General features: G+C 70.2%; 20 protein-coding genes. 14 read left to right on the forward strand and 6 right to left on the reverse strand.

The features are described from left to right. Positions 1-56: 56 nt before the first annotated feature. The 8 genes from ASE44_RS14755 to ASE44_RS14790 all read left to right on the forward strand — a co-directional run bounded on the left by ASE44_RS14755 (position 57) and on the right by ASE44_RS14790 (position 11,277). Positions 57-824 (forward strand): SDR family oxidoreductase, encoded by a 768-nt coding sequence (locus ASE44_RS14755; RefSeq protein WP_235522657.1) that lies wholly within the window; start codon positions 57-59, stop codon positions 822-824. Between the two features lie 84 nt (positions 825-908). Next, positions 909-1,967, forward strand: a complete 1,059-nt coding sequence (locus ASE44_RS14760) for a DUF4432 family protein (protein ID WP_056781556.1) — start codon at positions 909-911, stop codon at positions 1,965-1,967. 170 nt (positions 1,968-2,137) lie between these two features. Beyond that, entirely contained in the window at positions 2,138-4,546 is a 2,409-nt protein-coding gene (locus tag ASE44_RS18600; RefSeq protein WP_157580014.1) for a hypothetical protein, read from the forward strand. Between the two features lie 437 nt (positions 4,547-4,983). Then, a complete protein-coding gene (locus ASE44_RS14770; protein WP_082456115.1) occupies positions 4,984-6,396 on the forward strand; it encodes an L-fuculokinase in 1,413 nt (470 codons plus the stop codon). 117 nt (positions 6,397-6,513) lie between these two features. Beyond that, positions 6,514-7,434, forward strand: a complete 921-nt coding sequence (locus ASE44_RS14775) for a hypothetical protein (RefSeq protein ID WP_200921125.1) — start codon at positions 6,514-6,516, stop codon at positions 7,432-7,434. A 77-nt stretch (positions 7,435-7,511) separates the two neighbouring features. Continuing rightward, positions 7,512-8,501 (forward strand): LacI family DNA-binding transcriptional regulator, encoded by a 990-nt coding sequence (locus ASE44_RS14780; RefSeq protein ID WP_056781561.1) that lies wholly within the window; start codon positions 7,512-7,514, stop codon positions 8,499-8,501. Positions 8,502-8,575: 74 nt separating this feature from the next. Continuing rightward, positions 8,576-9,721: a CPBP family intramembrane glutamic endopeptidase gene (locus tag ASE44_RS14785; protein ID WP_235522658.1), complete on the forward strand. Its 1,146-nt coding sequence runs from the start codon at positions 8,576-8,578 to the stop codon at positions 9,719-9,721. A gap of 89 nt (positions 9,722-9,810) precedes the next feature. After that, the gene (locus ASE44_RS14790; protein WP_082456116.1) at positions 9,811-11,277 is read left to right on the forward strand and encodes an LCP family protein; all 1,467 of its coding nucleotides are present in this window, start codon (positions 9,811-9,813) and stop codon (positions 11,275-11,277) included. Positions 11,278-11,289: 12 nt separating this feature from the next. On the opposite strand, the gene ASE44_RS14795 is transcribed toward ASE44_RS14790, so the two are convergent. Then, positions 11,290-12,195, reverse strand: a complete 906-nt coding sequence (locus ASE44_RS14795; RefSeq protein WP_056781564.1) for a LysR family transcriptional regulator — start codon at positions 12,193-12,195, stop codon at positions 11,290-11,292. Further along, a complete protein-coding gene (locus tag ASE44_RS14800) occupies positions 12,192-13,052 on the reverse strand; it encodes an endo alpha-1,4 polygalactosaminidase (protein WP_056781570.1) in 861 nt (286 codons plus the stop codon). Before ASE44_RS14800 ends, ASE44_RS14795 begins: the two co-directional genes overlap by 4 nt. Positions 13,053-13,129: 77 nt before the next feature. Between ASE44_RS14800 and ASE44_RS14805 the strand changes: the two genes are divergently transcribed. The 3 genes from ASE44_RS14805 (at position 13,130) to ASE44_RS14815 (ending at position 16,350) form a co-directional block, all read left to right on the forward strand. Then, on the forward strand, positions 13,130-13,324 hold the full coding sequence (locus tag ASE44_RS14805; protein WP_056012984.1) for a hypothetical protein: 195 nt from the start codon (positions 13,130-13,132) through the stop codon (positions 13,322-13,324). Between the two features lie 96 nt (positions 13,325-13,420). Continuing rightward, the gene (locus ASE44_RS14810) at positions 13,421-13,996 is read left to right on the forward strand and encodes an isochorismatase family protein (protein WP_056781574.1); all 576 of its coding nucleotides are present in this window, start codon (positions 13,421-13,423) and stop codon (positions 13,994-13,996) included. A gap of 92 nt (positions 13,997-14,088) precedes the next feature. Further along, the gene (locus ASE44_RS14815) at positions 14,089-16,350 is read left to right on the forward strand and encodes an efflux RND transporter permease subunit (protein WP_056781577.1); all 2,262 of its coding nucleotides are present in this window, start codon (positions 14,089-14,091) and stop codon (positions 16,348-16,350) included. 25 nt (positions 16,351-16,375) lie between these two features. Here the strand turns inward: ASE44_RS14815 and ASE44_RS14820 are convergent, their stop codons facing one another. Further along, a complete protein-coding gene (locus ASE44_RS14820) occupies positions 16,376-17,170 on the reverse strand; it encodes an alpha/beta fold hydrolase (RefSeq protein WP_235522659.1) in 795 nt (264 codons plus the stop codon). Positions 17,171-17,234: 64 nt separating this feature from the next. Continuing rightward, entirely contained in the window at positions 17,235-18,941 is a 1,707-nt protein-coding gene (locus tag ASE44_RS14825) for a thiamine pyrophosphate-binding protein (RefSeq protein ID WP_056781580.1), read from the reverse strand. A gap of 223 nt (positions 18,942-19,164) precedes the next feature. Between ASE44_RS14825 and ASE44_RS14830 the strand changes: the two genes are divergently transcribed. Next, complete coding sequence (locus ASE44_RS14830) at positions 19,165-20,352, forward strand: DUF4192 family protein (RefSeq protein WP_056781583.1); 1,188 nt, start codon at positions 19,165-19,167, stop codon at positions 20,350-20,352. Here ASE44_RS14830 and ASE44_RS14835 read toward each other — a convergent pair. Then, positions 20,337-21,794 carry a helix-turn-helix domain-containing protein gene (locus ASE44_RS14835; protein ID WP_056781587.1) on the reverse strand — a complete coding sequence of 486 codons (1,458 nt, stop codon included), beginning with the start codon at positions 21,792-21,794 and terminating at the stop codon, positions 20,337-20,339. The genes ASE44_RS14830 and ASE44_RS14835 overlap by 16 nt on opposite strands. Before the next feature lie 177 nt (positions 21,795-21,971). Here ASE44_RS14835 and ASE44_RS14840 point away from each other — a divergent pair, with 177 nt between their 5' ends. Together ASE44_RS14840 and ASE44_RS14845 are read left to right on the forward strand one after the other, a co-directional pair. Continuing rightward, positions 21,972-23,783, forward strand: coding sequence for a phosphoenolpyruvate carboxykinase (GTP) (locus ASE44_RS14840; protein ID WP_235522676.1), 1,812 nt, complete (start codon positions 21,972-21,974; stop codon positions 23,781-23,783). 377 nt (positions 23,784-24,160) lie between these two features. Beyond that, positions 24,161-24,913, forward strand: a complete 753-nt coding sequence (locus ASE44_RS14845) for a hypothetical protein (RefSeq protein ID WP_056781593.1) — start codon at positions 24,161-24,163, stop codon at positions 24,911-24,913. Positions 24,914-24,982: 69 nt separating this feature from the next. Here ASE44_RS14845 and ASE44_RS14850 read toward each other — a convergent pair whose 3' ends face one another. Further along, entirely contained in the window at positions 24,983-26,911 is a 1,929-nt protein-coding gene (locus tag ASE44_RS14850) for an ABC transporter ATP-binding protein (RefSeq protein WP_056781595.1), read from the reverse strand. Positions 26,912-26,922: the final 11 nt, after the last annotated feature.

Genomic DNA, 26,922 nt, shown 5'->3' on the forward strand with positions numbered 1-26,922 from the left:
GGACCGATTTCCAGCCACACCTCCATCCACCAGCCACCCACCAGCAGGGAGTCCTGATGTTCTCCGACCTCAACGGCCGCACCGCGGTCATCACCGGCGGGGCCCGCGGGCTCGGCTTCTCGATCGCGACGGCGCTCGCCGCTCAGGGCGTCGACGTCGCCCTCCTCGACCTGCTGCCCGCCGTGCACGCGTCGGCCGAGCGGCTCGCCGCCGAGCACGGCGTCCGCAGTGTCGGGATCACGGTCGACGTGACCGACGCCGAGGCCGTCGAAGCGGCCTTCTCGACCGCCGAGACCGAGCTCGGCGCGCCGTCGCTGCTCGTGACCGCGGCGGGCATCACGATCTGGGGCGACAGCGTCGACGTCGCGCCGGAGACCTGGCGGAAGGTGCTCGCCGTGAACCTGGACGGCACCTTCTTCGCCGCGCAGTCCTTCGCCCGCCGCGCGATCGCCGCCGGCCGCCCGGCGTCGGCCGTCTTCATCTCCTCGATGTCGGCGTTCATCGTGAACCAGCCGCAGTTCCAGGCCTCGTACAACACCTCGAAGGCGGCGGTCAGTCACCTCGCCTCCTCGCTGGCCGTGGAGTGGGCGCCCTCGGGTGTCCGGGTGAACGCGATCGCCCCGGGGTACTTCCTCTCCGACATGACCCGTGAGTTCACCGAGGCGAACCCGGACCTCGCCGCCGAGTGGACGGCCGCCATCCCGGCGGGACGCATGGGACAGCCGGAGGATCTGCACGGGCTCGTGCTGCTGCTCGCCTCGGACGCCTCGTCCTATCTCACCGGCCAGAGTCTCGTGATCGACGGCGGCTACACGGCGCTCTGAGCGCCCGTCGTCCCGTCACCATCCCGCACCTCTTCCCCCCCCCACCCCACCAGACCGTCCGCCCACCAGACCCGAGGACCAACCATGACCGACCCCGACCCGCACGGTGACCCCGCACCCGACCTCGCCGGCGACGCCGCCTGGGGGACGCGTCGGCGGCGGTTCGTCGAGGCGCGCTCCGGCGCGGTCGAACGAGCCTGGGCTCCGCGTCCCGTCCGGGTCGACGACGGCCCGTCGATCGGTCGGCGGCAGATCGAACTCCGCCACCTCGGTGGGCTGGAGACGACCGTCGAGGTCGACCAGTTCCTCGACCTCGGCGAGGCGTCCTGGAACGGGGACGTCGTGTCCTTCGTCGCGCCGACGACCGCACCGCATGCGGAGAGCTGGGCCAGGCGGTGGCAGGGCGGCCTGCTGACGACCTGCGGGCTCACGGCGGTCGGGGTGGCGTCAGAGGCCGAAGGTGGGATGCACGGTCGGGCGTCCAGGATCCCGGCGACGCTCACCCGGAGCGAGGGCCGGTGGACCCCCGAGGGCCGGTACGAGCTCCTCGTCGACGGGCTGCTGCGCGAGGGTGCCGTCTTCCAGCAGAACCTCACGGTGACCCGTGGCATCCGCGCCGAGGTCGGTGTCGCGCGGATCCGCCTGCACGACGTCGTCCGCAACGAGGGCTTCGTCGCCGAGCCGGTCCGGCTGCTCTACCACGTGAACCTCGGGTGGCCGCTGCTGCACGGTGGCGCGGTCGTGGCGGCGGAGGCCGAGCCGCCCGGGGGAGCGGACTCCAGCGGGCCGCAGGACGACGGCCGATGGCGACGGGTGATGGGAGAGCCGGAGCCCGCGGCCGATGAGCGGGTCGACGCCCTCGACGCCGTCGCGGGGCCGGACGGCTGGTCCACCGCGACGCTGGTCGGCGAGGCCGGCACGGTCTCGATCCGTTTCTGCCCTGAACAGCTGCCCTTCCTCACCGTGTGGCGGAGCACGGCTGCCGGCTCGTACGCCCTTGGTGTCGAACCGGGCACCTGCTGGCCGAGTCACGCCGTCGGCCCGGACCGCGGGAAGGTCGGGCGGATCGTGGAGCCCGGGGAGTCGTTCGAGGTCGACCTCGAGATCGCGTTCGAGCCGGCGACGGACGACGTCGGCGACTGAATCCACCGGCCTGCAGTGTTGGTGCTGCCCGAGCTGAAGGCATGGTTGGAAACCAAGCCCAAATTGCACACGGTGTTCCTATCGCACCGAGCCCTGGCTGGGGGTAAACCTCCTGCGCGTGCGGGGTAGGGGGCCGCTATGATCCTCCAAACAGGCAAGTGGGGGATAGCATGGTCGGTCGCACCGTAGAGGAACTCAGAAGCGCGTACCCGGAAGAGTCCTGGCAATCACGTTTCGTTGACCTTTGTGACCTGATGGACCTTCTTGGGGACTGCATCATCCCCGAAGACTTCGTTGTTCCAGACGAACTAAACGCCGCCATCAAGCTGAGTGAAGCGGGGAACGCGGTCCTAGATCGACTCACTCGCAAGGAGAAGGTCAACGCGAAAGATGCGCGCCTCATGTGTGCACTGGCTCTCGGGCACCGAGAGTTGTTTGTGGACATCGATGCCACCGAGATAGAACGCCTCGCAAAATCCATCCACACTGAGATTCTGGCGGGTAGGATACGGTTCCCGTATACCTGGGGACGAGATCTATACGATGCTTATGCCGAACTGCACGAGGACGAGAAGGATGTCCTCACTAACGAGGACACCATCAAGCTGCTTAGCACCTTGCCGGTTGGAGTGGTGCAATACGGAACCTTCACTGTAGGGCCATATGGACTTCAAAGGAGCCTCAGTCACCGGAGCGTGCCGGGCCGCAGGAGGGTTCCCGCTTATCACTGTGCGGCGCCTACCTGTCATGCGATACATCCAGTGGCGCTCCAGACGGGCTTGAACGCATCAATCAATCGGGACAGGGAGAAGCTAGAGACCTACCTCCAGAGTCTGGACGGAGAGCCCGCCGAGTGGTGGTCTTTTGCCGAACAGCTGAGCGGGTACACGGACTCCTATTACGGAGACCGAAAGTCGGGCGTACTGATTCCGCTGATTGGCGACACATTGTCGGATCGTGAACTGCGCGCTCTTGTGGTCGAGCTACTGGATACCACGCGAGGCGAGCTCCGGAGTGCGCTCAGTAAGTTCGTCCGAATCGAATCCGCGGATAAAGCCGTTTCTGGCCTGGGGAGAGCTGAGCTGTTGCAAATATGCTTGGTCTCGACCGAGGACTCGCTTGGCATATCGCTAGATAAACTGGTGCGTTCGCGAAAGGTTGAGGTACCCCGCGGTGATGTTCGCCGACCTGTCATCAACCGGAATACTCGGTCAGGTGCTTTCCGTCTGCATGCTGAGCTCGGCCACTACGGAGTTCGCTTCATCTCCGACGATCCCGGACTCGCCATATTGAGGGAACGCCGGCTGTTGGGCAAATTGTATCTACGCGAGCCCGAGTCGGATGTCCAAGAGCTGGAGTGGCAGCTGCGTGGCATTGACATTGAAGATCTCGACGAGAGGTTGGAGCACTTCTTCCAGTCCCGGGCTCCCCAGGAGGCCCTCGAAAGGCTGGTACTCGCGCGTCGAACTAACATGATCACAGCCTGTCATGAGGTTGGCATCGATGCTGATTTTGAATTCACGGATCTCGAACTCGTCGAGGCTATTCTTTGGAAGCTCGGTTTCCCAATCCACACGGGGGAGGATCCGCATCAGACCTTTTGGAGCAAGCACGAACGCCTCTGGGCGCTCACGCAGTCGTCGGCAATTGGAAATTCCGAACGATTCCTGGAAGCTGCCAGCCCATACTTCGCGCAATTAGAGGGGCTGCTGCTCGATTCGTTAGCGTTCACTAGCTGGGCACTGTTGAGCGACCACACAAAGAGCAGCTCGCCGTTCGCTTATGATGACAAAGACGATCGGCTAGCTGGTCTATCTTTACTGCAAAGCGCTCTGTCCGTGGAGCCGACCGATAACGCGCATATTCCAGATTACGTGAGTGAGCGCGTTGAGCTTCGAAACCTGATTGAAGGGTTCCGTACATTGGCGAAACACCTTGACTCGTGTCGAGATGAGGCTCAATTGTATGAGCGCCCCTCGGTTGAGTATCCACCCTATGATGGGAAGACGGAACTCAAACGATTCTTGCTCAGGTCAACCGTCCCGTTTTTGGATCTCTCTCGGCCCAGTCAAGATCGTATAGTCGAAGGCCTTCGTCAGATTTCTATTTCTCTTGCCGCAGCTGACGTCTCGACGGTTAGGAATGATTACGCGCACTATCGCAGAACGGCGCCGGATATCTCGCGAGTCGAACGCGCGCTTGAGGCGATTCGTCAAAGCGTGACGAGAATGGAGAATTTGGGATTCTGTAGGTTGTTGTTTATGCCGGCTGCGGTGTCAACCGATCGCTGGGGGCAGAGTAGACACGAATTTGTCGGGCCACGCAGCTACGAGCACACCTTCACTCGTCCGACGAACTTGGACTGGATGGGCTTGCCGCGTCTGACAGAGCCTCAGTATTTACTCCGGGCGGCGAGTTTTGGCGACCCGAACGAGGTCCTGCGTTTCACGCGCCGGTTCGAGAGTGAGTTTTCGGCTATGTGGACGGAGTATCCGAGACGAAGGCGAAGTGGGCCGGGTACGCCTGCTGCGGAGGAAAGACCATCGCATGACTCTGACGTTGAGGTCGCAGCTGGATAGCTGTTTGGTTTTGAGCAGTAGGGCGTGCGCACGCGGTCGAAGCCCGGAGACCGCGCGCGGCCGCGGCAAGGACTGGTCAGGTGATCGGGGTCGGTAAGCCCAGACAGGCCCGTACCAATCGTGGATTGGCTCTAGTGCTGACAGGGATCATTTGCTTTAGTGCGATATTTGACAGCACCGCAGGTCGGTCGTTCCGGATTTGCTGAGCGATCGAAGCCATGCTCGGTCCCTTCCGGGGGCGCTGGAGGGTGGCCCCATCGACTTGGTCGGGTCGTTGCGTCGCCGGGTGGGACCTGCGGTGTCAACCGCGCAGATTGGCTTTTTTCGGCTGGGGTATGTCATCGATGACATGAACGGGGTATGCTCGCCATGACATCGATGACATGGAGTCATCGTCGGAAGCCGACACGGACGTCGGACCCTGAACGGACACCGCCGTGCACCCTGCTGCGAACCTCGACCCGACCACCGTCGCGTCCGTGGCCCCCGACGGACTCGTCGCCGGCCTGGACCTCGGAAGCACCGGTGTCAAGATCCTCGTGACCGACGCCGACGGTGCCGAGGTCCTCATCCACCAGCTCCCCACCCCGTGGCTCGCCGGTGCCGGCGGCACGACCGTCATGGAGGCCGCCTCCCTCATCGCGACCGTCCGGGAGCTCCTCGACCACGTCGCCGCCGAACTCGCCGACCGGTTCGGACCGACCGTCCGGGTCCGCGCGCTCGCCGTGTCGGGGATGGGGGAGTCCGGGATCGTCCTCGACGCCGTCGGTCGGCCCGTCGCCCCCGCGATCGCCTGGTTCGACCCGCGCGGCGCCGAACAGCTCGCCGCGCTCCCGGCCACGATCGCGGAGCAGTTCGCCGGCCGGACCGGCCTCCCGCTCGGCGTCCAGGTCTCCGTCGTCAAGCTCCTGCACCTGCGGGACGCCGGACTCGACCTCGCGGGGACCCGCTGGCTCAACCTGCCCGAGTACCTCGTCGCAGCGCTCGGCGGCGAGGAGGCCGCGGAGTACTCGCTCTCGTCCCGCACCGGACTCCTCGATCAGGACACCGGCGCCCCCTGGCCCGAACTGCTCGAGCACCTCGGGGTCGACGCCACGTTCCTGCCGCCCTTCGTCGACGCCGGCACCCCGCTCGGCTCCGCCTCGGCCCCCTGGGTGCCGGAGGTCTTCGCCGATGCGGCGCTGACCGTCGCCGGTCACGACCACCTCGTCTCCGCCGTGTCCACCGGCTCGTTCCCCGCCGAGCGGTACCACGTGTCGATGGGCACCGCCGAGGTCCTCCTGCGCCGGCTCGACGCGCCCCTGCCCTTCGCCGCTCGTGAGCGGCTCGCCGAGGTGTTCATCAACTGCGTCCGCCACGTCGTCCCCGGTACCTGGGTCCTCGTCGCCGGCGTGAAGACGGGACTCCTCATGCGCCGTACCCTGCAGCTCGTCGGCGTGTCCGAGCGGTCCGGCCGCGACCGCCTCGACGACGCGGTGATGGAGTTGCCTGCTGAGGGTCGTCTCGCTGACGGCGACATCGTCGTCTCCGGTGCCCGCAACGACGACGGGGTCCTGCACCTCACGGTGCGGGCGGACGGCGCCGACCCCGCTGAGGTCTTCGCGGCGGTCCTCCGCCACGGCAACGACGAACTCCGCGTGCTCATCGAGGCCATGGACCGCGAGGTGCCCCCGGCGAGCTCGGCCCTCCTCACGGGCGGGTGGGCCGGCATGCGTTCGGTCCAGCGCGCGCGGGCCGCCGTCCTGCCCGGGATCCAGGTCTCCGACCGCTCCCAGGACACCGCCTACGGTGCCACCGTCTTCGCCCGTTCCCTCCTCGAGCCGGCCGTCGCCGGCCGCGCCCGTCCCTGACCCGTCCGTCCGTCCAGCCCACCCACCGAACCCACCCACCGGTCGACCACGGCCGGCCCGCAGCATCCGACGCGACCGCGTCGGCACAGACCCCATCCGAAGCACAAGGAGCACCTGATGAACGCAGTAGCCACCCGCACCAACGAGCTCACGACGCTCGAACGCCGCGCCATGTCCACGATCAGCACCCCGGCCGGTGGCATGCTCATCGTCGCCGGCGACCAGCGCAACGGCATGAAGGCCGTCATGAAGGATGCGCCGAACGGTGCAGCCGGCATCAGCCGTGACGAGCTCGCCGAGGCGAAGAGCGACCTCGTGCGCTTCCTCGGCAACCACGCGCCCGCCATCCTCCTCGACCCCGAGGTCGCCCTCCCGCTCGTCGTCGACGAGCGCACCCTCTCCCGCACCACGGGCCTCGTGGTCGGCATGGACTCCTCCGGCTTCGACACCGAGAACGGTCTGCGTCGCACCAAGTACGTGCCCGGCATGGACGCCCGCAAGGTCCGTGAGCTCGGTGGCGACGCCGCGAAGATGCTCTTCTACCTGCGCTCCGACCAGCGCGAGGCGGAGCAGGTCGTCATCGACGAGATCGCCCGCCTCGTCGAGGAGTGCTCGGCGGAGGGTGTGCTCCTCATCGTCGAGATCCTCGTCTACCAGCTCGACGGCGAGAGCGACGAGGCCTACGCCGAGATCTTCCCCGAACTCGTCCGTGGTGCCGCGGAGATCTCCGTCGCCGCCGGTTCCAAGGTCCTGAAGCTCCAGTACCCGGGTTCCGCCGAGGCGGCCGCCGCCGTGACCGAGGCCGCCGCCGGTGTGCCGTGGGCGGTCCTCTCGGCCGGTGTCGACCACGAGACCTTCGTCGGTCAGGTCCGCACCGCGGTCGAGAACGGTGCCGGTGGCGCCATGGCCGGTCGCTCGCTGTGGAAGGATAGCCTTTCGATCTCGTCGGCCACGCGCGAGGAACTGCTCACGAACCGTGCGCTGCCCCGCCTCCGCGAGCTCGAGCAGGTCATCGAGACCGCCCTCGCCGGACGCTGACGCCTCGCGGGCGGTGGCCGAGGTCACCGCCCGCGCACGTCCACCCGTCGAACCGGCACCATCCCCGAGGAGCACCCATGGCCACGATGCAGGACGTGGCGTCCCTCGCGGGGGTGAGCTCGAAGACGGTCTCGCGGGTCTTCAACGACGATCCGCACGTCCTCCCGGAGACGCGGTCGCGGGTCGAGACGGCGATGCGCGAGTTGAACTACGTCCCGAACGTGCTGGCACGCACCTTCCGTGCCGGTCGATCCTCCTCCGTCGGCGTCGCCGTCCCCGATGTCGTCGACCCGTTCTTCGCCGCGGTCGTCCGGGCGGTGGAGGAGGTCTGCTCCCGCTCGGGCATCACCACGCTCGTCACGAGCATCGGCGACGACCCCTCGCGTGAGCGCGCCGTGCTCGACTCCTTGCTGCGCTCGCAGCTCATGGGGCTCGTCCTCGCCCCCGTCGCCGAGGACCAGTCGTGGCTCGCGCCCTGGGCCGAGCACACGCCCATCGTGTTCGTCGACCGGGCGCCGGGGGGACTCGACGCCGACAGCTTCGTCGAGGACGACCACCGCGGCGCCTACCTCGCGACGAGGCATCTCCTCGAGCACGGTCACACCAGGGTCGCCTTCGTCGCCGACGCCGCACACCCACCCAGCACCCGGCGCCGGCTCGAGGGCTACCGATCCGCACTCGCCGAGCAGGGTGTCGAGCTCGACGACCGCCTCGTGAGCCTCGACGCGACGGACCGCGCGCCGGCCGCCACCGTCCTCGACGGTCTGCTCGCCCTCGCCGACCCGCCGACGGCCCTGTTCTCGGCGAACGCGCGCGTGACGATGGCGCTCGTCCCGGCGCTCCGCTCGCGGGGGATCGCCTCGCTCGGCTTCGGCGACTTCCCGATGGCCGACCAGCTCGACCCCGCGGTCAGCGTCATCGAGCAGGACCCCGCCCGGCTGGGGCGGCTGGCCGCCACCCGGGCGCTCGCCCGCTTCGGCGACGCGGACGCCTCGCACGAGCGGAGCACCGTCGTGCCCGTCGGGCTGCTGCTGCGGGAGTCCTGCGGCTGCCACCTCGACGGCTGATCCCCCGCCCGACGGATGCGGCCGTGCCGCTCGGTCCGTAGCGTTGGAGGCTGCACGCGACGGTCGGGGGAGACATGATGCAGGGTTCGGACAGCACGGCGAACGGGGGAGGCTGGGCGCCGGTCGGACCGCCCGTCGCACCGCCGAGTGGCGTCGGAGCAGCGGAACCGGCCGGAGCGCCGGTGCTCGGTGCCGCCGGACGAGTGGCGCTCGCCCAGCAACCCGAGTCGGCCGCCGACCGCCAACGGCGCCGCAACCGGGAGGCGGCGCCGATCCTGCCGTCGCGGGTCCCGTGGGTCGCGGTGACCGTCTTCACGGTCCTGGCGATCGGGCTCGCCTGGCTCGTCGCGTCCCCGCTGTGGTTGTCCGGCGAGGGCCTCGCGAACCCGTGGTTCCAGCTCATCGCGCTCGGCATGATGTACACGCCGACGATCGCGGCGGTCGTCGTGGTCTGCTTCGTCGCCCGACCGCGGAGCATCCCGCGGCTGCTCGGCCTCGCGCCCCTGCGTCCGCTCGCCCGCACCCTCGGGCTGTGCGCGGCCGCCCTCGTCGGCTTCCCGGTGCTCGCGTTCGGCGCCATGCTGCTCGGGCAGGCCATGGGGCTCATCTCCCTCGACCTCGTCGACCTCTCCGGTCTCGCCGCCATCATGGCCGCGTCCGGCGCCGGGGAGCCGACGCGTGACCAGCTCACCACCGTCGCGCTCGTGCAGATCCTCACTCTGCCGATCAGCGTGCTCGTGGCCTCACTGTCCGCGTTCGGTGAGGAGCTCGGGTGGCGGGGCTGGTTGTTGCCGAACCTCCTGCCGCTCGGCACCTGGCCCGCCCTCCTCATCTCGGGGGCCGTCTGGGGCGTGTGGCACGCGCCGCTCATCCTCCTCGGCTACAACTACCAGCGGACGGACGGCGTGGGCCTCCTCCTGATGGTCGGCTGGTGCATGCTCCTCGGCGTCGTCATCGGGTGGTTGCGACTGCGCTCGGCCTCGGTCTGGCCGGCGGTGATCGCGCACGGTGCCGTGAACGCCGCCGTCGGGGCGCTCCTGCTGTTCGCCAGCCCCACGTCCATGCAGGACACCGGGAGTGTGTTCGGCACCCTGCTCGGCTGGCCGGGCTGGATCCTCCTCGCCGTGACCGCCCTCCTCCTCGTGGTGACGGGGCAGTTCCGTCGGCGTGCGGTTCCGGGGCTCCGGGCCGCCGAGGTCGCGGAGCGGACGCCCGCCTAGCGCGGTTCGGACGGCCGCATGCGCGTCGTGCATGCGTCGTGCCGCGGAGGGTGCTTGTCTTCCGAGCAGGCACTTGGTGCACTGGTCCGATGCGCAGACCCGACCTCCCCGAGGCTCCCAGCCGCCCGCACGCCTCCCACGCTCGCCGCCGCGGTGGTGACGCGAGCCAGCGGGTCCGTCGGCGCCGCCTCGTCGTCGGGATCGCCGGCGGCCTCGTGCTCGCGTTGCTCGGCGGTCTCGGTGCCCTCGCGCTCCGGCTGCAGGGGAACCTCAGCTCCGAGGCGATCGCCGCTCCGACCGGCCGTGCGACGCAGCCGGCGGAGCCTGGCGCGCCGGACCCGGCGGTCAACGTCCTCCTCCTCGGCTCCGACAGTCGTGACCTCGCGCTCGGCGACTACGGCGAGGACACCGGCACCAAGCGCAGCGACGCGATGGTGCTCGTGCACGTGTCCGCGGGCAACACCCGGATCGACGCGATGCAGATCCCACGTGACACGCTGACCGACCTGTCGATGTGCACGGACACCGGGCGGGGGACACCCGACGACTACGGCATGGTGAACGCCGCCCTGAACTCCGGGGCCGCCTGCTCGGTCGCCGCGGTGCAGGCGATGACCGGTGTGCCGATCGACCACTTCGTCGAGCTCGACTTCGGCGGCTTCCAAGCGATCGTCAACGGCATGGACGGCTTGGCGGTGTGCCTGCCGACGGACATGGAGGACCCGTATTCGAACCTCGCCCTGCCCGCCGGGGCACAGGTCATCGACGGGACGCAGGCGCTCGCGCTCGCCCGCACCCGGCACGCGGTGGGCGACGGCAGCGACATCTCGCGCCTCGGCAACCAGCAGATGGTGATGTCCGCGATCGTGCAGCGGGCGCTGAGCGCCGAGGTGCTCACCCGGCCGGACCGACTCATCCGCTTCCTGGACGCGGTCACGTCCTCGCTCACGGTCGACACGGCACTCGGCGACCTCGCGAGCCTGACCTCCCTCGCGCACCGGGTCTCACAGGTGCCCGCCACGGCCATCACCTTCCTGACGATGCCGTGGACCGAGGCGCCGTCGGACGCGAACCGGGTGGTGCCGAGCGATGACGCCGCAACGGTGTTCTCGAGCCTCGCCACGGATGTCCCGGTGCCGATCGCGGGAGCCGCCGACGCGTCACCCGCCGAGCCGGTCACCCCGGTCGAACCGGTGCGGGTCGAGGCGGTCAGCGTCCTCAACGGTTCGCAGACGAACGGGGTCGCGACGGCGACGGCCGACCGATTGACCGCCCTCGGCTACGCCGTCGCGACGATCGGCGACGCGGAGACGGACACCCCGGTCACCGTCCTCCTCGCGCGCGATTCGGACGCGGCCCGGGCGACAGCCGCCTCCCTCGCCCAGGAGCTGGGGATCGCGGTCGTCGTGAGCGGCGAACCGGGACCGGACGACGAGGACGTCGTGCTCGTCATCGGAGACGACTTCGCCGCACTGACCGAGGCCGCTGTTGCGGCGCCCGCGCCGGCGCCGGTCGAGGTCGAGTCCCGCAACGCCGCCGCGGACCTCTGCGGCTGACGCGGGAGCGCCTCACCGCCCGGGCGAGACCTGCTCCGTCAGTCGCAGGAACGCGCTCACAGCGGGCGTCCCGACGGTGTCGTGACGGACGAGGAGCCCGATGCTCCGGGTGACCGGGGTCGGGAACCGGCGGACGCGCGCACCGTTCGCCGCGGCCCAGTCCGCCAATCGCTCCGGCACCACCGTCAGGCCGACTCCCGCGGTCGCGAAGCGGGTGAGCGCGTCGCGTTGGGTCGTCACGACGATGCGCGGTGGTTGCACGCTGAAGCTGGCGTAGGCCTCGTCGGTCACGGCGCGCATCGACGTCCCGCGCGGGAGGGTCACGAGGGTGTGCGCAGCCAGCTCGTCGGCGGTGATGGTCGGCGGGGTGTGGTCGGCCTCGCGCTCGTCGGCGGTCCCGAGGCCGGGGAGGACGATCGCGAACCGCTGTTCCTCCAGGAGCCGCACCTCGACGCCGGGCCCGACGGCGGCCACATCGGCCACGCCCAGGTCGATGCGCCCGAGGTCGATGGCCTCGAGCAATTCGGCGGAGTCGACGGCGCCCGTGACCTCGATGCGGACGTCGGGGTGCGCGGCGTGGAACCGGGCGACGAGTTCCGGGACGTGGGTCGCGACGAGCGAGGGGAGTGCCCCGATCCGGAGCGTGCCGGCGGTGAGCGCGTGCTGGGCGTCGGCGAGTGCGCGGAGCCCGTTCGCCTCCTGGAGCATTCGCCTCGCCGGGCCGAGCACCGACCGTCCGGCCTCGGTGACCTGCATCCGGCGTCCGACCCGGGTGAAGAGCGCGAGCCCGAGCTCGGCCTCGCAGCGTTGGATGCGTCTCGTGAGCGAGGGCTGGGAGATCCGCAGGACGTCGGCGGCGGCCGCGTACGAGCCGTAGTCGACGACGGCGACGACGGCTTCGAGCTGCTCGAGGTTCACCGGCAGGCTTCGTACACGTGGTCGGCGGCGTCGGCCGGGGCGAGGTCGCGGTCGCGCAGGATCGTGGAGAACGGGACCTGCGGGTCGGCGCAGACCTCGTCGAAGGTGCCGCGCAGATCGTCGGTGTACTCGATGTCGAGCACGGCCCCGCCGTACACCTCGGTGTAGGTGCCGCACTCGTCGAAGCGGTGGCACTCCTCGGCCACGGCGAAGTCGAATCCGACGTCGTCCCGTCCCAGCGTGCCGAGGTCGCCGGCGTTCTTCTGCCCGATGAGAAGACCCGCGTCGTGGGCGAGGTCGGCGTAGCGGGTGGCGAGGGCCATCGCGTCGTCCACGGTGAGTCGGCCGCCGGACCGCGTGTACGAGTCGAGGTTGTCGATCTCGACGGCGTCGAAGCCGGCGTCGGCGCAGCGGGTGATGCTCGTGCCGACCCGTTCGGCGATGCGGGCGCGGCGGTCGTCGGTGGAGAGGTCGAAGATCAGCTCGTCGGGCCAGTTCTCGTCGATGATCGGTTCGCCCGCCTCGTCGGTGAGCACGAGGTCCGGCTCGGCGAGCCACGCGTCGCGATCGGCCGGCTGGCTCTGGAAGCCGTTCACGTAGCAGATCGAGTACCGGTCCGGGTCCGGGGTGTCCGTGCTGTCGCGGACGACGCCACCCACGCCGGCGGCCGGTTCGTATCCGCCGCCGAGCTGGTAGTCGAACACGATGTCCGTTGGGAACCCGCTGGCCGCGGTGGCCGATCCGCTGCTGGAGGCGGCCTCGCTCTGGGGAGATGAGCAACCGGCGGCGACGAGCACGACGGCGAGGACGCCGGCGGCCGCGAGGGCCGTGCGGGCTCGGAGGTGGGGGAACGGCATGCGACCAGCCTAGGTCCCGGGCCCGGGCACGCCGGAGGGGCCGACCACACGTCCACGGAGCGGGTACCGTTGGGGGCATGAAGTATCTGGTGCTGTTCGCCGCGGGTGCCGCGCTCATCCTGCTCGGGATCGTCTTCGCGCTGCTCCTCGAGCTGCCCGTCGGGTTCCGGATCGCCGGGCTCGTCGCCATGCTGCTCGGCACCGTGGTGATGGGCGTGAACGTCGGCCTGCAGTTCTTCGACCGGCGTCGGGAGCGGGCTCGCCGCCTCTGACGCCCGCCGGCGCAAGCACCTGACGCCGCCCGATCCCGCGCGTTACCCTCGAAGCCACCCGCCTCGGCCGAGGCAGGACGACAACCGGGAGGCTTCGTGGCGCGCGCGCTCTTCATCATCGACGTACAGAACGACTTCACCGAGGGCGGTGCGCTCGGGGTGACCGGCGGCGAGAACGTCGCCGGAGGGATCACGCAGCTCCTCGCGGATCACGGGGACGACTATGCGCACGTGTTCGCCTCCCGCGACTGGCACGACGCCGAGGGCGACAACGGCGGCCACTTCGCCGCGGGCGAGCCCGACTACACGACCACCTGGCCCGTGCACTGCGTCGCCGGGAGCGAGGGCGCCGAGTATCACCACGCGCTCGACACCAAGGCGGTCGACACCCACATCCGGAAGGGGCAGGGAGCCCACGGGTACTCGATCTTCGAGGGCGTCACCCCGGAGGGCCGGCGCCTGGAGGAGGTCCTCGCGGACGCCCAGGTCACGGAGGTCGACGTCGTCGGCCTGGCGACCGACTACTGCGTCCGCCGGAGTGCGCTCGACGCCATCGGGCACGGCCTGCAGGTCCGGGTGCTCACCGACCTCGTGGCGCCGGTCGACGAGGCCGCCGGAGCGGCGGCGCTCGCCGAGATCGTCGAGGCCGGGGGAGTGCTCGTCACGCGCTGAGACCCCGCCGGATCGGACTCGCACACGCCACCCGTCGCAGATAGTAAGCTAGCTGCATAATATTCGGGACAGGGCGAGGACGGGGCACGCGCATGACGCACGGGCGACACGGTGAGGCATCGACGACCACGGCGCCGCGGCGCGATCGGAACGGGGCACCGCGCTGGCTGCGCATCCTGCTGCCAGCGGTCCTCATCCTCCTGTGGCTCACCGCAGCCGGCGTCGGCGGGCCGTACTTCGGCAAGGTCAGCGAGGTCGCGACCAACGACCAGACGAGCTTCCTCCCCGCCAGCGCCGACGCCACGGAGGTGCAGGCCGCGCTCGACGGGTTCCGTGACGGGGACGACATCCCGGCCCTCGTCCTGTTCGTGCGGGAGGGCGGGATCACCGACGACGACCGCTCCGCCATCGACGACGAACTCGCGACGATCGCTTCGACCGAGGGCGTCGCCGACGGGGTCTCACCGGCCATCCCCTCCGAGGACGGCGAGGCGCTCGAGGCCTTCGTGCCGATCAGCGGCGATGCGGAGGTCGGCGACGTCGTCGAGGCCCTGCGCGCCCAGCTCGGGGACGCGATGCCGTCGGGGGTGGAGGTCTTCGTCACGGGTCCCGCCGGGTTCACCGCGGACCTGACCGCCGCCTTCGCCGGCATCGACGGCATCCTGCTCCTGACGGCCCTCGGCGCCGTCTTCCTCATCCTGATCGTCGTGTACCGGTCGCCCGTGCTGCCGTTCCTCGTGCTCGGCACCTCGCTCTTCGCGCTCTGCACGGCGCTCCTCACCGTGTGGTGGCTCGCCAAGGCCGGCGTCGTGCTCCTGAACGGTCAGGTGCAGGGCATCCTGTTCATCCTCGTGATCGGCGCGGCGACGGACTACTCGCTGCTGTACGTCTCGCGGTACCGGGAGGCGCTCCGCGACCACGAGCGCCGATGGGATGCGACGTGGGCGGCGCTCCGCGGTTCCCTCGAACCGATCGTCGCCTCCGGAGGCACCGTGATCGCCGGGCTGCTCTGCCTGCTGCTCAGCGACCTGAACTCGAACAAGGCACTCGGGCCGGTGGCCGCGATCGGCATCGTCTTCTCCGTGCTCGCAGCACTCACCTTCCTGCCGGCCCTCCTCCTCGCCTGCGGTCGCAGCTCCTTCTGGCCCCTGCGCCCGAAGGTCGGCAGCGAGCACCGGGTGCAGGCCGCGACGGCCGACGACGACGCGGTGCCGACCACCGGGCTGTGGGGCGGGATCGCCCGCCTCATCTCTCGCCGCGCCCGCGTCGTCTGGATCGGGAGCACCCTCCTCCTCCTGGTCGCGAGTCTCGGTGTCGTCCAACTCCAGGCGGACGGCGTCGCGCAGAGCGACCTCATCCTCGGGACCTCCGAGGCGCGCGACGGGCAGCTCGCGCTCGGTGAGCACTTCCCGGCCGGGTCGGCGAGTCCGGTCTCCGTCCTCACCGGGAAGGACGACGCCGCCGAGGTCATCGCCATCTTGGAGGACACCGACGGGCTCGACGGTGTCCAGGTGCTGGCGAGCGGCACGGCGACCGGCACCGCGGATGCGACGGTGCGCGACGGGGAGGCGGTGTTCACCGCGCCGCCGACCGGTCCTCCGGGGACCCCGTCGTCGCCGGCCGAGCCCACCGTCGACGACGGCCGGATCGTGCTCCAGGCGACCCTCGACACCGCACCCGACTCCGCAGCCGCGGAGGAGACCGTGCGACAGCTGCGCACCACCATCGACGCCGCCGTCGGCACCCACACACCGGTCGGCGGGGTCACCGCGACCGCGATCGACTCGAACGACGCCGCCATCCACGACCGGAACCTCATCATCCCCGTGGTGCTCGTCGTCATCCTCCTCATCCTCATGCTGCTCCTGCGGTCGGTCCTCGCGCCGGTCCTGCTCATCCTCAGCGTGGTGGTGTCCTTCGGGGCGGCACTCGGGGTCTCCGCCCTCGTGTTCACGCACGTCCTCGGCTTCCCCGGCGCGGATCCGAGCGTGCCGCTCTACGGCTTCGTCTTCCTCGTCGCGCTCGGGATCGACTACAACATCTTCCTCATGACGCGGGTGCGCGAGGAGTCGCTCCGGGTCGGCACGAGAGCCGGGGTGTTGCGCGGTCTCGCGATCACGGGCGGGGTGATCACCTCGGCCGGCCTCGTGCTCGCGGCCACCTTCGCGGCGCTCGGCGTGATCCCGATCCTGTTCCTCGCGCAGATCGCGTTCATCGTCGCGTTCGGCGTCCTCCTCGACACGATCATCGTGCGCACGCTGCTCGTCCCGGCCCTCAGCCATGACATCGGCAGCGCCATCTGGTGGCCGTCGAAGCTCGCGAAGGGTCGCGGCGAGCACCGACACGCCGCCTGAGCGGGCGTGGGGGCGCCCGGACGTCCTACCCCTGCTCGGCGAGGAACGCCAGGACCGCGTCCTTGAACACCCGGGAGGACACGGCGTTGAAGTGCTCGCGGCCGGGCAGTCCGACATACCGCGCTCCGGCCGCCTCGGCCAGGCGCCGACTGCCGTCCGCGACCGCGTCGTCGTCCCCGGTCACGAGGAGCATCGGGAGGGGCGGCACCTCGGCCGTGGTCGGCTGCGGACCGCCGCGGAGGCCCTCCACCAGGGCGATCAGGGCCTCGACGTCGTTGCCGGGGACCCCCTCCGCCATCGACACGTACGTCTCGGTGAGCCGGTGCGTGATCGTCGCGCCGGTCCTGACCCGGAGCCGGGCCTCGTCGAGGTCGAAGCCGCGGAGCGAGTCGCCCTCGGGGAGCCCGCCGAGGCTGAGCGAGCGGACGCGGTCGGGATGCCGGACACCCAACCGCCAGCCCACCCGTGAGCCGAGCGAGTAGCCGAGGTAGTGCGGCTCGTCGACGCTGTAGCCGTCGAGCACGGTGAGGACGTCGTCGACGAGGCCGTCGAGTCGGTAGGCGCTCGGGTCCGTCGGCTTGTCCGACGCCCCGTGTCCGCGCTGGTCGATCGTCACCAGCCGATACCCGGCTCGGGTGAGGGTCCTGGTCCACCCCGCGAGGTCCCAGTTGAGCCCAGCGCTCGAGGCGAAGCCGTGGACGGCGACGACCGTCTCCGCACGGTCGGCGTCGGCCGCCGGCTCGTGCACGTAGGTGGCGATCCGGAACCCGTCCGACGACATGACGTAGGTGGGCGCGATCGGCTCAGGCTGGGGAAGCACCCGACCACGATACTCGCCGCGGGGAGCGGCTCGGCACGCGTCGGAGGCGCCGTCGCGGCGTGCCTCAGTCGACGGCGATCGGGCGGGGCCCCTGGTGCATCATCTCCGACAGGTACGGTGCGACGACGCTCGTGGAGATGCGGCAGTCGAGCAGGAGGACGCCGTCCGCCCCGGCGTGGACCCAGTCGGTGAGGCCGTCGAGGTCGGCGAGGGTGTCGATCGTGAGGCCCTGGCCGCCGAGCGCACGGGCGAGTGCAGCGAAGTCCACCTCGTCGATGAGCATGGGGGCCTGGTCGAGCCCGCGTGAGCCGTACTGGTGGACCTCGGCGCCGTACGCGGCGTCGTTGAACACCACGACCACACCGCTCCGGACCGTGCGGATGACGGTATCGAGGTCGGGGAGCGCCATGAGCCCGCCCCCGTCGCCCGTGCAGAGGACGGTCGTGCCGGGGTGCCCGACCGCTGCGGCACCGACCGCGCTCGGGAAGCCGAGCCCGATGGTCTGGTAGGCGGTGCCGACCATGACGAGGCGGTCGGGGGAGGGGATGTCGAGATAGCTCGGTGCCCAACCGATGAAGTGGCCGCCGTCCTGGACGACCGTGCGGTCCTGCGGCAGCAACTCGTTCAGTCGGTGCGCGAGGCTGCGGGGGTCGAGTCGGCCGTCGGCGCACACGCCGACGCCGGGATCGCGGTCGAGGTGGGGTGCCGGCCGGACGGCGCCTCCGGCGGTGAACCAGCCGGAACCGGCCGCACCGTCCAGGCGATCGAGCAGGCCGGCGGCGGCGAGCGCCGCGTCGCCGCGGACGAGCTCGTCGACCCTGGCGTTCGTCGGGGCGTCGGCGAGGTCCACCTGGATCACGTGCGCCTCGGGGGAGAAGGCCTCACCGAACCGCATCGTGAACTGGTTGAGACCGGCGCCCATGACGAGGACGACGTCCGCATCGGCGATGGTCCGCGCCGCGCGTTCCGTGGCGAAGCCTCCGGCGACACCGAGGTCGCGGTCGCTCACCCCGAACAGTCCGAGCCCGAGCGCCGTGGTCGCGGTGTAGGCGTCCAGACGTTCCGCGAGTTCCCCGAGGACGGGCCCGGCGTCGGCCAGCCAGGCGCCACGGCCGGCGAGGATGAGCGGTCGACGCGCGGAGCGCAGGGCGGCTGCCGCGGTGTCCAGACGCCGGGCGACCGGTTCCACGCGTGACGGTCGGACGAGGGCGGGGTGATGCGGCGTGCCGTCGGCTCGCAGTGGTTCGTCGGACGCCACGGCGGCGAGGTCGTACGGGATCGCGAGCACGACGGCCGTCCGACGGTGGACGGCGTGTTCGATGGCCCGCAGGGTGGTCGCGGTGGCGTCGTCGCGGCCGACGGTGAAGGTGGCTGCTCCGAGCCCGGCGGCGATCTGGAACTGGTCGACGTCCCAGGGCCTCGTGCCGGTCGTGGGCGCGTCCCCGACGACGAGGACGAGGGGGATGCGCGCCATGACCGCTTCGGCGAGCGGGGTCAGCGTATTGGTGAATCCGGCGCCGTACGTGGCCGTGGCGGCGGCCAGGGCGCCACCGGCGCGGACGTAGGCGTCGGCTGCTGCGACCCCGCCGGCTTCGTGCCGCATGGCCGTGATGCGCGTGCCGGTGGCGGCGAGGGCGTCGAGGAAGTGCGCGTTGCCGTTCCCCATGACCCCGAACACGTCGGAGACGTGGCGGCTGAGGGCTTGGGCCACACGGGCGGAGACGGTGGACGGGGTGACCGCGGGAACGGTCGACAGAGCGTGTTCGGACATGGAGTGACCTTCGAGAACGTGGACGGATGGGATTCCGTGTGTGTCTCGCCGGTGCTGACCGCGCTATCGCCCTTTTTTCGAGCAACGACTCCGGTGTCGCGGAGTCTGACGAGCACACTCTACTCCGCGGGGACCCCGCTGCACAGTGCGGTCATCGCGTCATCCACTCGACATCCGCGACACCCGCCGGACAGCCCGGCGACGTCCGCTGGAGGCTGTCCTCATGACCCACATCGTGCAGGCCCATGCGGCCGAAGACCTCCTCGCCCTCGTCCCCGGACTCATCGGAAGCACCCCGAGATCGAGTCTCGTCGTCGTCCTGTTCGCGGGTTCCCGCAGTCGCGGCGCCCTCCAGGTGCATCTGCCGGCCGGGACGGACGTCGACCGGCGGGTGGCGGAGGCGGCTGCGGAGCACGCTCTCGGGTTCGCCTGCCGGGCGCCAGGTGTCGACGCCATCGTGCCGGTGGTCTACACGGACGACGCCTTCGGAGCCGGAGCGGAGCCGCCGGGCCGCGTCATCGCGGATGCGGTCCTCGGCTTGGCGAGCGCGCACGGGTTCACGGTCAAGGATGCGCTGTGCTCGGCCACCGACGGTTGGGGCTCCTACCTCGATCCTGGACTCCCCTCCGGAGGGCGGTCGCCGGCGATCGTGGCCTCGGCGGCGGTCCCGCCCGTCCCACCGCTCCCGACCGAGCTCGTCACCACCCAGGTGCCGTCGGTGGACGCGGAGACGTTCGCCGCCGTCGACCTCGAGTACCGGCTGCTCAGCGCACGGCTGGCCTCCATGCTCGACGCGGCCACCGATCACGCCCGCACGAGCTGGCGGATCGATGTCGGCGACACCGTGGAACGACTCGACGGCCTCCCCGAGGTCTTCGAGGACGCCCTTGCCCGAGGCGTCGGAGCGATGACCCCTCGGGAGGTGGCCTTCCTGTTGCTCAGCCTGAAGCGCCCCTGGGCGAGCGATCTCGCGCTCATGCAGTGGGCGTTCGGGCGAGACCTGGGGGAGGAACTCGACGACGCCGAACGCGCGTACGGGCATCTCCCGATCGGGATGGACGACCCGGAGGTGTTCCACCGGGTCGCCCACCTGCTGGTCGGCGACGGACCGCATCCCGACGTCCAGCGCATCCGGGCGGCGAGCAGCCTGCTCCTCGGCGTCGCGGCGCGCGCATCCGAATCGGCGCGCGTCGCGCCGCTCGCGATGCTCGCCTGGCTGGCCTGGGCGCTCGGTCAGAGCAGCCGTGCTGCCGCCTTCCTCGACGAGCTCGACGCCACTGAGCTGGACCATCCGCTGGCGTCGACCGTCGCGTCGCTGATCCGCCAGGGGCACCTGCCGGCCTGGGCCTTCCGGCCGTCGGCCGAGCCCGTGGGATCCGTTGTCGCCGCGAACGGTCAGCCCGCCGCGTGACGCTCGAGGAAGTCGTAGACCTCGGAGTCGTCCACGCCCGGGAACGTACCGCTCGGCAGTGGCGACAGGATGTGCGTGTGCAGGCGGGCACTGGGCCAGGCCTGCTCGCGCCACTTGTCGGCGAGGACGGAGGGAGGCCGTCGGCAGCAGGTCGGGTCGGGGCACGTGGACACTGCGCGGGTCGTCGTCTCCCGCCCACGGAACCACTTCGCCTCGCCCCAGGGCACGCCGACCGAGATCGAGAACTCACCCGCCTCGGTGGTACCGGTCTGCGTCGCGCACCAGAAGGTCCCGGCCGGGGTGTCGGTGTACTGGTAGAGCTCGGTGGTGCGGTTGGTCCGGGCGAAGGCGTTGCGTGCACTCCACTTCCGGCACACGATCTGGCCTTCCACGGCGCCCGTCACGTCGACCGGGAGCGGGAGCGCGTCGTTCTCGTAGGCCTTCGAGATCGCGCCGTCCTCCGAGACCCGCAGGAAGTGCAGGCGCATGTCGAGTCGCGCGGTCGCGAGGTTCGTCAGTCGGAGCGCCGCCGCCTCGTGGGTGACCCCGAACGCGTCCCGGAAGTCCTCCACGGCCAGGTTGCGATCGCGCTTGGCCTGCTGCAGGAAGGACACCGCGGCCGTCTGCGGCATGAGCGCCGACGCGGCGAAGTAGTTGATCTCGAGCCGCTGCCGGAGGAACTCCGCATAACTCGTGGGGCGCTGGTGTCCGAGCAGTCGGTGGGCCATCGCCTGCAGCGCCATGGACCGCAGGCCGTGTCCGCCGGGGATCGACGCCGGCGGCAGGTAGATGCGACCGTTCTCGAGATCGGTGACGCTCCGAGCCGAGTGCGGGAGGTCGTTGACGTAGATGAGGTCGAAGCCGAGTTGCTCCGCCATGACGCTCACCGTGCGGTGCGTGAGGGCGCCGGTGCTGTGCCCCGCCCGCAGAACGCGGGACTCGGCGAGTTCCTCGATCTCCGGGAGATGGTTGTCGCGCTCACGCATCCACTCCCGCAGTTCGGTGTTGGCGCGTCGGGCCTCCTCCGGCGTCGCGATCGCCTCGTTCGCGTGCCGTTGCAGTTCCCGGTGCAGCCCGACGAGTGCGCGCAGGGCGTCGTCCGGGATGCCCTTCGACGGCTTCACCTGGGGGAGGGTCAACTCGCTGTACAGGGCGCTCCGTTGCAGCCGGTCCAGCTCGATCTCCAGCGCAGCACGGGGATTGGGCGCCTCGGTCGAGAGCAGGTCGTTCAACTCGACGCCGAGGGCGGCGGTGAGTTCCTGCAGGACCGACAGTTTCGGCTCCCGTTTGCCGTTCTCGATGAGCGAGAGCTGACTCGCGGCCAGACCGACCCGCTCACCGAGATCGTCGAGGGTGAGTCCACGACGCGTCCGGAAGTGACGGATCCGGCGCCCGAGGGTGAGCAGGTCTGCGGCGGCATTGCCGGAGGGGTTCGGGGTCATTCCTTCACCATATCGAAAGATCAGGCGTTCTTCACGACGTTCACCCCGATAAGAATCTCGGATTCGGGCGCAGAGTGGGTCCACACCCACTTCTTGACTGTCCCACCAACGCCGGAGGAACACATGTCCATCGCTGAGCTGCTCTCCGATCCGACCCCCGCCCCCACGACGCGGCGGATGCTCCGAGCGGTACAGCCGCCGACCTCCTCGAGGCTCGCTGAACTGCACGCGTGGGTGGACGAACTCGCCACCCTCCTCGAACCGTCCGCCATCCACTGGGTCGACGGCTCGGCGAGTGAGTCGCACCGGCTCACCCACCAGCTCGTCGCCGAGGGGAAGCTGATCAAGCTGAACCCCGAATGGCGGCCGAACAGCTTCCTCGCCCGCAGCGACCCGAGCGACGTCGCGCGGGTGGAGGACCGCACCTTCATCTGCTCCGAGACGGAGGAGGACGCCGGACCGACGAACAACTGGCGCGACCCGGCCGCCATGCGGGCGGAATTGCGCGGGGTCTTCGCCGGCAGCATGCGCGGCCGGACGATGTACGTCGTCCCGTTCTCGATGGGTGCCGTCGGCGGGCCGTTGTCGCAGCTCGGGGTGCAGATCACCGACTCGGCCTACGCCGTGCTCAGCATGGGGATCATGACCCGGATGGGCGACCGCGTCCTCGAGCTGATCGCCGACGGTGCGCCCTGGGTGCGCACCGTCCACTCGGTCGGTGCCCCGCTCGAGGCGGGGCAGGCCGACGTCGTCTGGCCGTGCAACGACACGAAGTACATCGTGCAGTTCCCCGAGACCCGCGAGGTGTGGTCCTTCGGCTCGGGGTACGGCGGCAACGCCCTCCTCGCGAAGAAGTGCTTCGCCCTGCGGATCGCCTCGGTCATCGGGCGGGATGAGGGCTGGCTGGCCGAACACATGCTCCTCGTGCGGGTGACCTCGCCCGAGGGCCGTGCCTTCCACCTCGCCGCGGCCTTCCCCTCGGCCTGCGGCAAGACGAACCTCGCGATGCTGCGGTCCACGATCCCGGGATGGCGGGTCGAGACCCTCGGCGACGACATCGCCTGGATCCGTCCCGGCGAGGACGGCCGCCTGTACGCGATCAACCCGGAGGCCGGGTTCTTCGGCGTGGCGCCCGGCACGGGAGCGACGACCAACGCGACGGCCGTCGACACACTGTGGGGCAACACGATCTTCACGAACGTGGCCCTCCGCGACGACGGGGACGTGTGGTGGGAGGGGCTCACCCCCGAACCGCCGGCGCACCTCATCGACTGGCAGGGTCAGGACTGGACGCCGGACTCCGGTCGCCCGGCGGCGCACCCGAACTCACGGTTCACCGTCGCAGCGGCGCAGTGCCCGTCGATCGCCCCGGACTGGGACGCGGCCGACGGTGTGCCGCTCGACGCGATCCTCTTCGGCGGACGCCGGGCCACGAACGTGCCGCTCGTGGTGGAGGCGAGCAGCTGGGAGCACGGCGTGTTCATGGGCGCCACGATCTCCTCCGAACAGACGGCGGCAGCGGAGGGCACCGTCGGCGAGCTCCGCCGCGACCCCTTCGCGATGCTGCCGTTCTGCGGCTACAACATGGCCGACTACTGGGGCCACTGGCTGCGCGTCGGTGGAGCGCTCGATCACGGCAAGGCACCGCGGATCTTCCAGGTCAACTGGTTCCGCAAAGACGCCGACGGCTCGTTCCTCTGGCCGGGCTTCGGTGAGAACGCCCGGGTCATCGAGTGGATCGTCCGCCGCCTGGAGCACGAGGCCGGGTCACGTGCGTCGGCCATCGGTGGGCTACCGCTCGTCGACGAGCTGAACCTCGACGGCATCGACCTGTCGGAGGACGCCCTCGACGCCCTGTTCGCCGTGGACCGCGACTCCTGGCTCGCCGAATGCGACCTCACCGAGGCCTTCTTCGACACCTTCGGGAACCGCGTCCCGGCCGCCCTCCGGGCCGAACTCGCCGCCCTCCGCTACCGCCTCCGGGCCTGATCCTCGTCATGCATTCGCCCATCTTTGGGCGAATGAAGGTTCGTTCGCCCAAAGATGGGCGAACGAACCGGCGACGAGGGTGCTCCACAGCTCGCGAACGAGGGCAGAGGTCGTCGTGAGGTGGCCGCGCTGCTCGGTCGGCCGCTGGATCGCGCGACGATCGAAGCATGACGCCAACCGATCTGCCCGATCACGACGCGTTCTCAGTCCGCTCGGCGCTGGAGCATGGCGTCTCGCCGGAGCGCCTCCGCACGACGCGTGTTTTAGCACCGTTCCCGGGGGTTCGGAGCTTCGCTGCACCACGCAGGGGCGCTGACCTGCCTCCCGGGCAGCGGCATCTCGCGCACCTGGAGCTGTGTCGGGCGTACGCGCAGCGAATGGCGCCGGCGCAGTTCTTCTCGCACCTGTCGGCCGCACACCTCCTGAATGCTCCGCTCCCGGCGCGGCTGTGCTGGGACGAGGTCCACGTCGGCGTCCGGCCGCCGGACCGGGCGCCCAGGGTCGCCGGGGTCGTCGGCCATCGCCTGACCGGCCTCGTCGGCGATCCGATCCTCATCGAGGGGCTCGCGGTCGTGAGTCCCGCCGACATGTGGTGTCAGCTCGGACCGAGTCTCACCGTCGACGAGCTGGTCGCGGTCGGCGATCACCTGGTCCGTGAGCGAGGTGCCTCGGGCCGGTGGCGGCATGAGCGCATTCCAGGGCTCTGCTCCATCGACGACCTCGCAGCGGCGCTGAACAGCTCCCGGCACCTCGGCGCCGGGCTCCTCCGTGCCGCGCTCCCGCAGATCCGCGGTGGTTCCGAATCGCCGAAGGAGACGGAACTCCGACTCGCCTTCGTTCGCGCCGGTCTCCCGGAGCCGGTGCTCAACCACGAACTCCGTGATCGCTGGGGGCGGTTCATTGCGCGTCTCGACCTCGCCTACCCGGCGTATCGTGCAGCGTTCGAGTACGACGGGCGCCAGCACGCCACCGATGCGGGGCAGTTCGCGAAGGACGTCGACCGGATCCATGCCGTCACCAGACTCGGCTGGTCCCACGACCGCTTCCTCGCACATCATCTGCAGGCGGGTGCCGCCATCGCGGTCGAGAGAGCCCGCGAGCGCCTCATCGCGGCAGGATGGCGTCCGTGATCCCGTTCATTCGCCCATCTTTGGGCGAATGAGGGTTCGTTCGCCCAAAGATGGGCGAACGAACCGGGGTCAGACGAGGAGCTGGTGCTTCGCGAGCTCCCGGTAGAGCGGCACCTCGGTGACGAGCTCACTGTGCGTGCCGACCCCGACGACGCGACCCTCGTCGAGGACGACGATCTGGTCGCTGTCGACGACCGTCGAGAGGCGGTGGGCGATCACGATGAGCGTGCGCCCCGTGGCGACCGCGTCGATGGCCTCGCGCATCATCTGCTCGTTCACGCCGTCGAGACTCGACGTCGACTCGTCCAGCAGCAGGATGGGAGGGGCCGCGAGGATGGCCCGTGCGATCGCGAGCCGCTGACGCTCGCCACCGGAGAGCATGATGCCGTCCTCGCCGACGGGAGCCGACAGGCCGAGCGGGTTGCGGTCGAGCACGGCACCCAGGTTGACCGCGTGCAGCACCCGGATGCAGTCGGCGTCGTCGGCGTCCGGCGAGGACAACAGCAGGTTGTCGCGCAGCGTGCCGGCGAGCACCGGGGCGTCCTGCTCCACGTAGCCGATCTGGTGCCGGAGCTCGGTCCGGGGGATGGTGCGGATGTCGACACCACCGAGGCGGATGGCGCCCGCGGTCGGGTCGTAGAAACGCTCGATGAGGCCCAGGATGGTGCTCTTGCCGGCACCGGAGGGCCCGACGAGCGCGGTCCGTCTGCCCTGCGGCACCTCGAAGGAGACGCCGCGGAGCACCTGGCGGCCGAGGGCGGACTGCGCCTCCGTGAGCCGGGCAGCGTCGGCGGCGAAGGTCTCCGAGGGCGCCGAAGCGTCATCCGAGACCGTGGCTGCCAGTGCCTCCGCAGCCGCACGTTCCCGCTCGATGACTGCGGCATCCGGGTAGGCGAACACCACCTCGTCGAACGCGATGGCGGGGGCGTCGGCGGTGGCGGAACCGGCACGGGTGACGCGCGCGGCGATCGCCGCGTCGTCGTCGCCCTCGTCGGGGAGGTCGAGGATCTCCTGGATCCGGCCGAGGGCGCCGAGGGCCTGGTTGACGCTGGTGATCGCGCCGAAGGCCTGCCCGAGCGGCATGATCATCATGAACAGGAACAGGATGAATGCGACGAGGCTCGCGATCGTGATCGCGCCCGACGCGACCCGGAAACCGCCGACCCCGAGCACCACGAGGAACGAGGTCTGCATGGCGATGCCCGCGACCGGGACCACCAGCGAGGAGATCTTCGCGATCCGGACACCGACGCCGTAGGCCTCCTTCGCGACGCCGTCCACCGCGTGGATCTCACGGTCGGTGGCGTTGGACGCGCGGATGGTGCGGATGGAGCTGATCCCGCGCTCGACGGCGGCGGCGAGGTCGCCCACCTTCGTCTGCTGTTCGCGGCTCGCCACCCGGATCCGACCGCTGAGGGCGACGACGACGACGACCGAGACGATCACGACGAGCAGGGTGAGCCCGAGGAGGACGGGATCGATGATCGCCATCGCGATGAGCGCCCCGAGGAAGGTGATGGCGCCGCCGACGGCGTCGACGAAGCCCTGGGTGAGCACGGCGTAGAGCATCGTCGTGTCGCTGCCGACGCGGGAGACGAGGTCGCCGGTGCGGCGCGTGTCGAACTGGCTGATGGGGAGTCGGAAGATGCGCGCGATGAGCTGGCGGCGGGACGAGTAGACGACCCCGGTGCCGGCCCGCTGCAGGAGGTAGTGCTGGTACCCGCTGATGACGCCGGAGACCACGACGAGCCCGACGAGCAGCCAGGCGAGGTTGCCGAGCGACCTGCCGGCCTCGACGACGCCGATGACCTGGCTCACGATGAGCGGTTGGGCCAGTGAGGCCGCAGCCCCGATGACGCTCAGGATGATGACCACGACGAGGATCGAGCGGTGCTCGAAGATGTACGGCATGAGCTGCTTGAGGCTCGCGCGCGGACCGTCGTCCTTCGGCCGGCTGAACGGACTGCGGCTGCGTGCGGGGCGCGCTGGGGTGCTCATGGTGCTCTTCC

Origin of the sequence: Plantibacter sp. Leaf1, assembly GCF_001421315.1 — a bacterium.
In the GTDB taxonomy this organism is placed as follows: domain Bacteria; phylum Actinomycetota; class Actinomycetes; order Actinomycetales; family Microbacteriaceae; genus Plantibacter.

Bases quoted from the DNA above. Each gene is read 5' to 3' on its own strand.
- ASE44_RS14825 (WP_056781580.1), bottom strand. From the start codon at position 18,941: ATGTCCGAACACGCTCTGTCGACCGTTCCCGCGGTCACCCCGTCCACC.
- ASE44_RS14840 (WP_235522676.1), top strand. From the start codon at position 21,972: ATGCTCCGAGCGGTACAGCCGCCGACCTCCTCGAGGCTCGCTGAACTG.
- ASE44_RS14800 (WP_056781570.1), bottom strand. From the start codon at position 13,052: ATGCCGTTCCCCCACCTCCGAGCCCGCACGGCCCTCGCGGCCGCCGGC.
- ASE44_RS14790 (WP_082456116.1), top strand. From the start codon at position 9,811: ATGCGCAGACCCGACCTCCCCGAGGCTCCCAGCCGCCCGCACGCCTCC.
- ASE44_RS14815 (WP_056781577.1), top strand. From the start codon at position 14,089: ATGACGCACGGGCGACACGGTGAGGCATCGACGACCACGGCGCCGCGG.
- ASE44_RS14760 (WP_056781556.1), top strand. From the start codon at position 909: ATGACCGACCCCGACCCGCACGGTGACCCCGCACCCGACCTCGCCGGC.
- ASE44_RS14785 (WP_235522658.1), top strand. From the start codon at position 8,576: ATGATGCAGGGTTCGGACAGCACGGCGAACGGGGGAGGCTGGGCGCCG.
- ASE44_RS14780 (WP_056781561.1), top strand. From the start codon at position 7,512: ATGGCCACGATGCAGGACGTGGCGTCCCTCGCGGGGGTGAGCTCGAAG.
- ASE44_RS14835 (WP_056781587.1), bottom strand. From the start codon at position 21,794: ATGACCCCGAACCCCTCCGGCAATGCCGCCGCAGACCTGCTCACCCTC.
- ASE44_RS14805 (WP_056012984.1), top strand. From the start codon at position 13,130: ATGAAGTATCTGGTGCTGTTCGCCGCGGGTGCCGCGCTCATCCTGCTC.
- ASE44_RS18600 (WP_157580014.1), top strand. From the start codon at position 2,138: ATGGTCGGTCGCACCGTAGAGGAACTCAGAAGCGCGTACCCGGAAGAG.
- ASE44_RS14850 (WP_056781595.1), bottom strand. From the start codon at position 26,911: ATGAGCACCCCAGCGCGCCCCGCACGCAGCCGCAGTCCGTTCAGCCGG.
- ASE44_RS14830 (WP_056781583.1), top strand. From the start codon at position 19,165: ATGACCCACATCGTGCAGGCCCATGCGGCCGAAGACCTCCTCGCCCTC.
- ASE44_RS14775 (WP_200921125.1), top strand. From the start codon at position 6,514: ATGAACGCAGTAGCCACCCGCACCAACGAGCTCACGACGCTCGAACGC.
- ASE44_RS14755 (WP_235522657.1), top strand. From the start codon at position 57: ATGTTCTCCGACCTCAACGGCCGCACCGCGGTCATCACCGGCGGGGCC.
- ASE44_RS14845 (WP_056781593.1), top strand. From the start codon at position 24,161: ATGGCGCCGGCGCAGTTCTTCTCGCACCTGTCGGCCGCACACCTCCTG.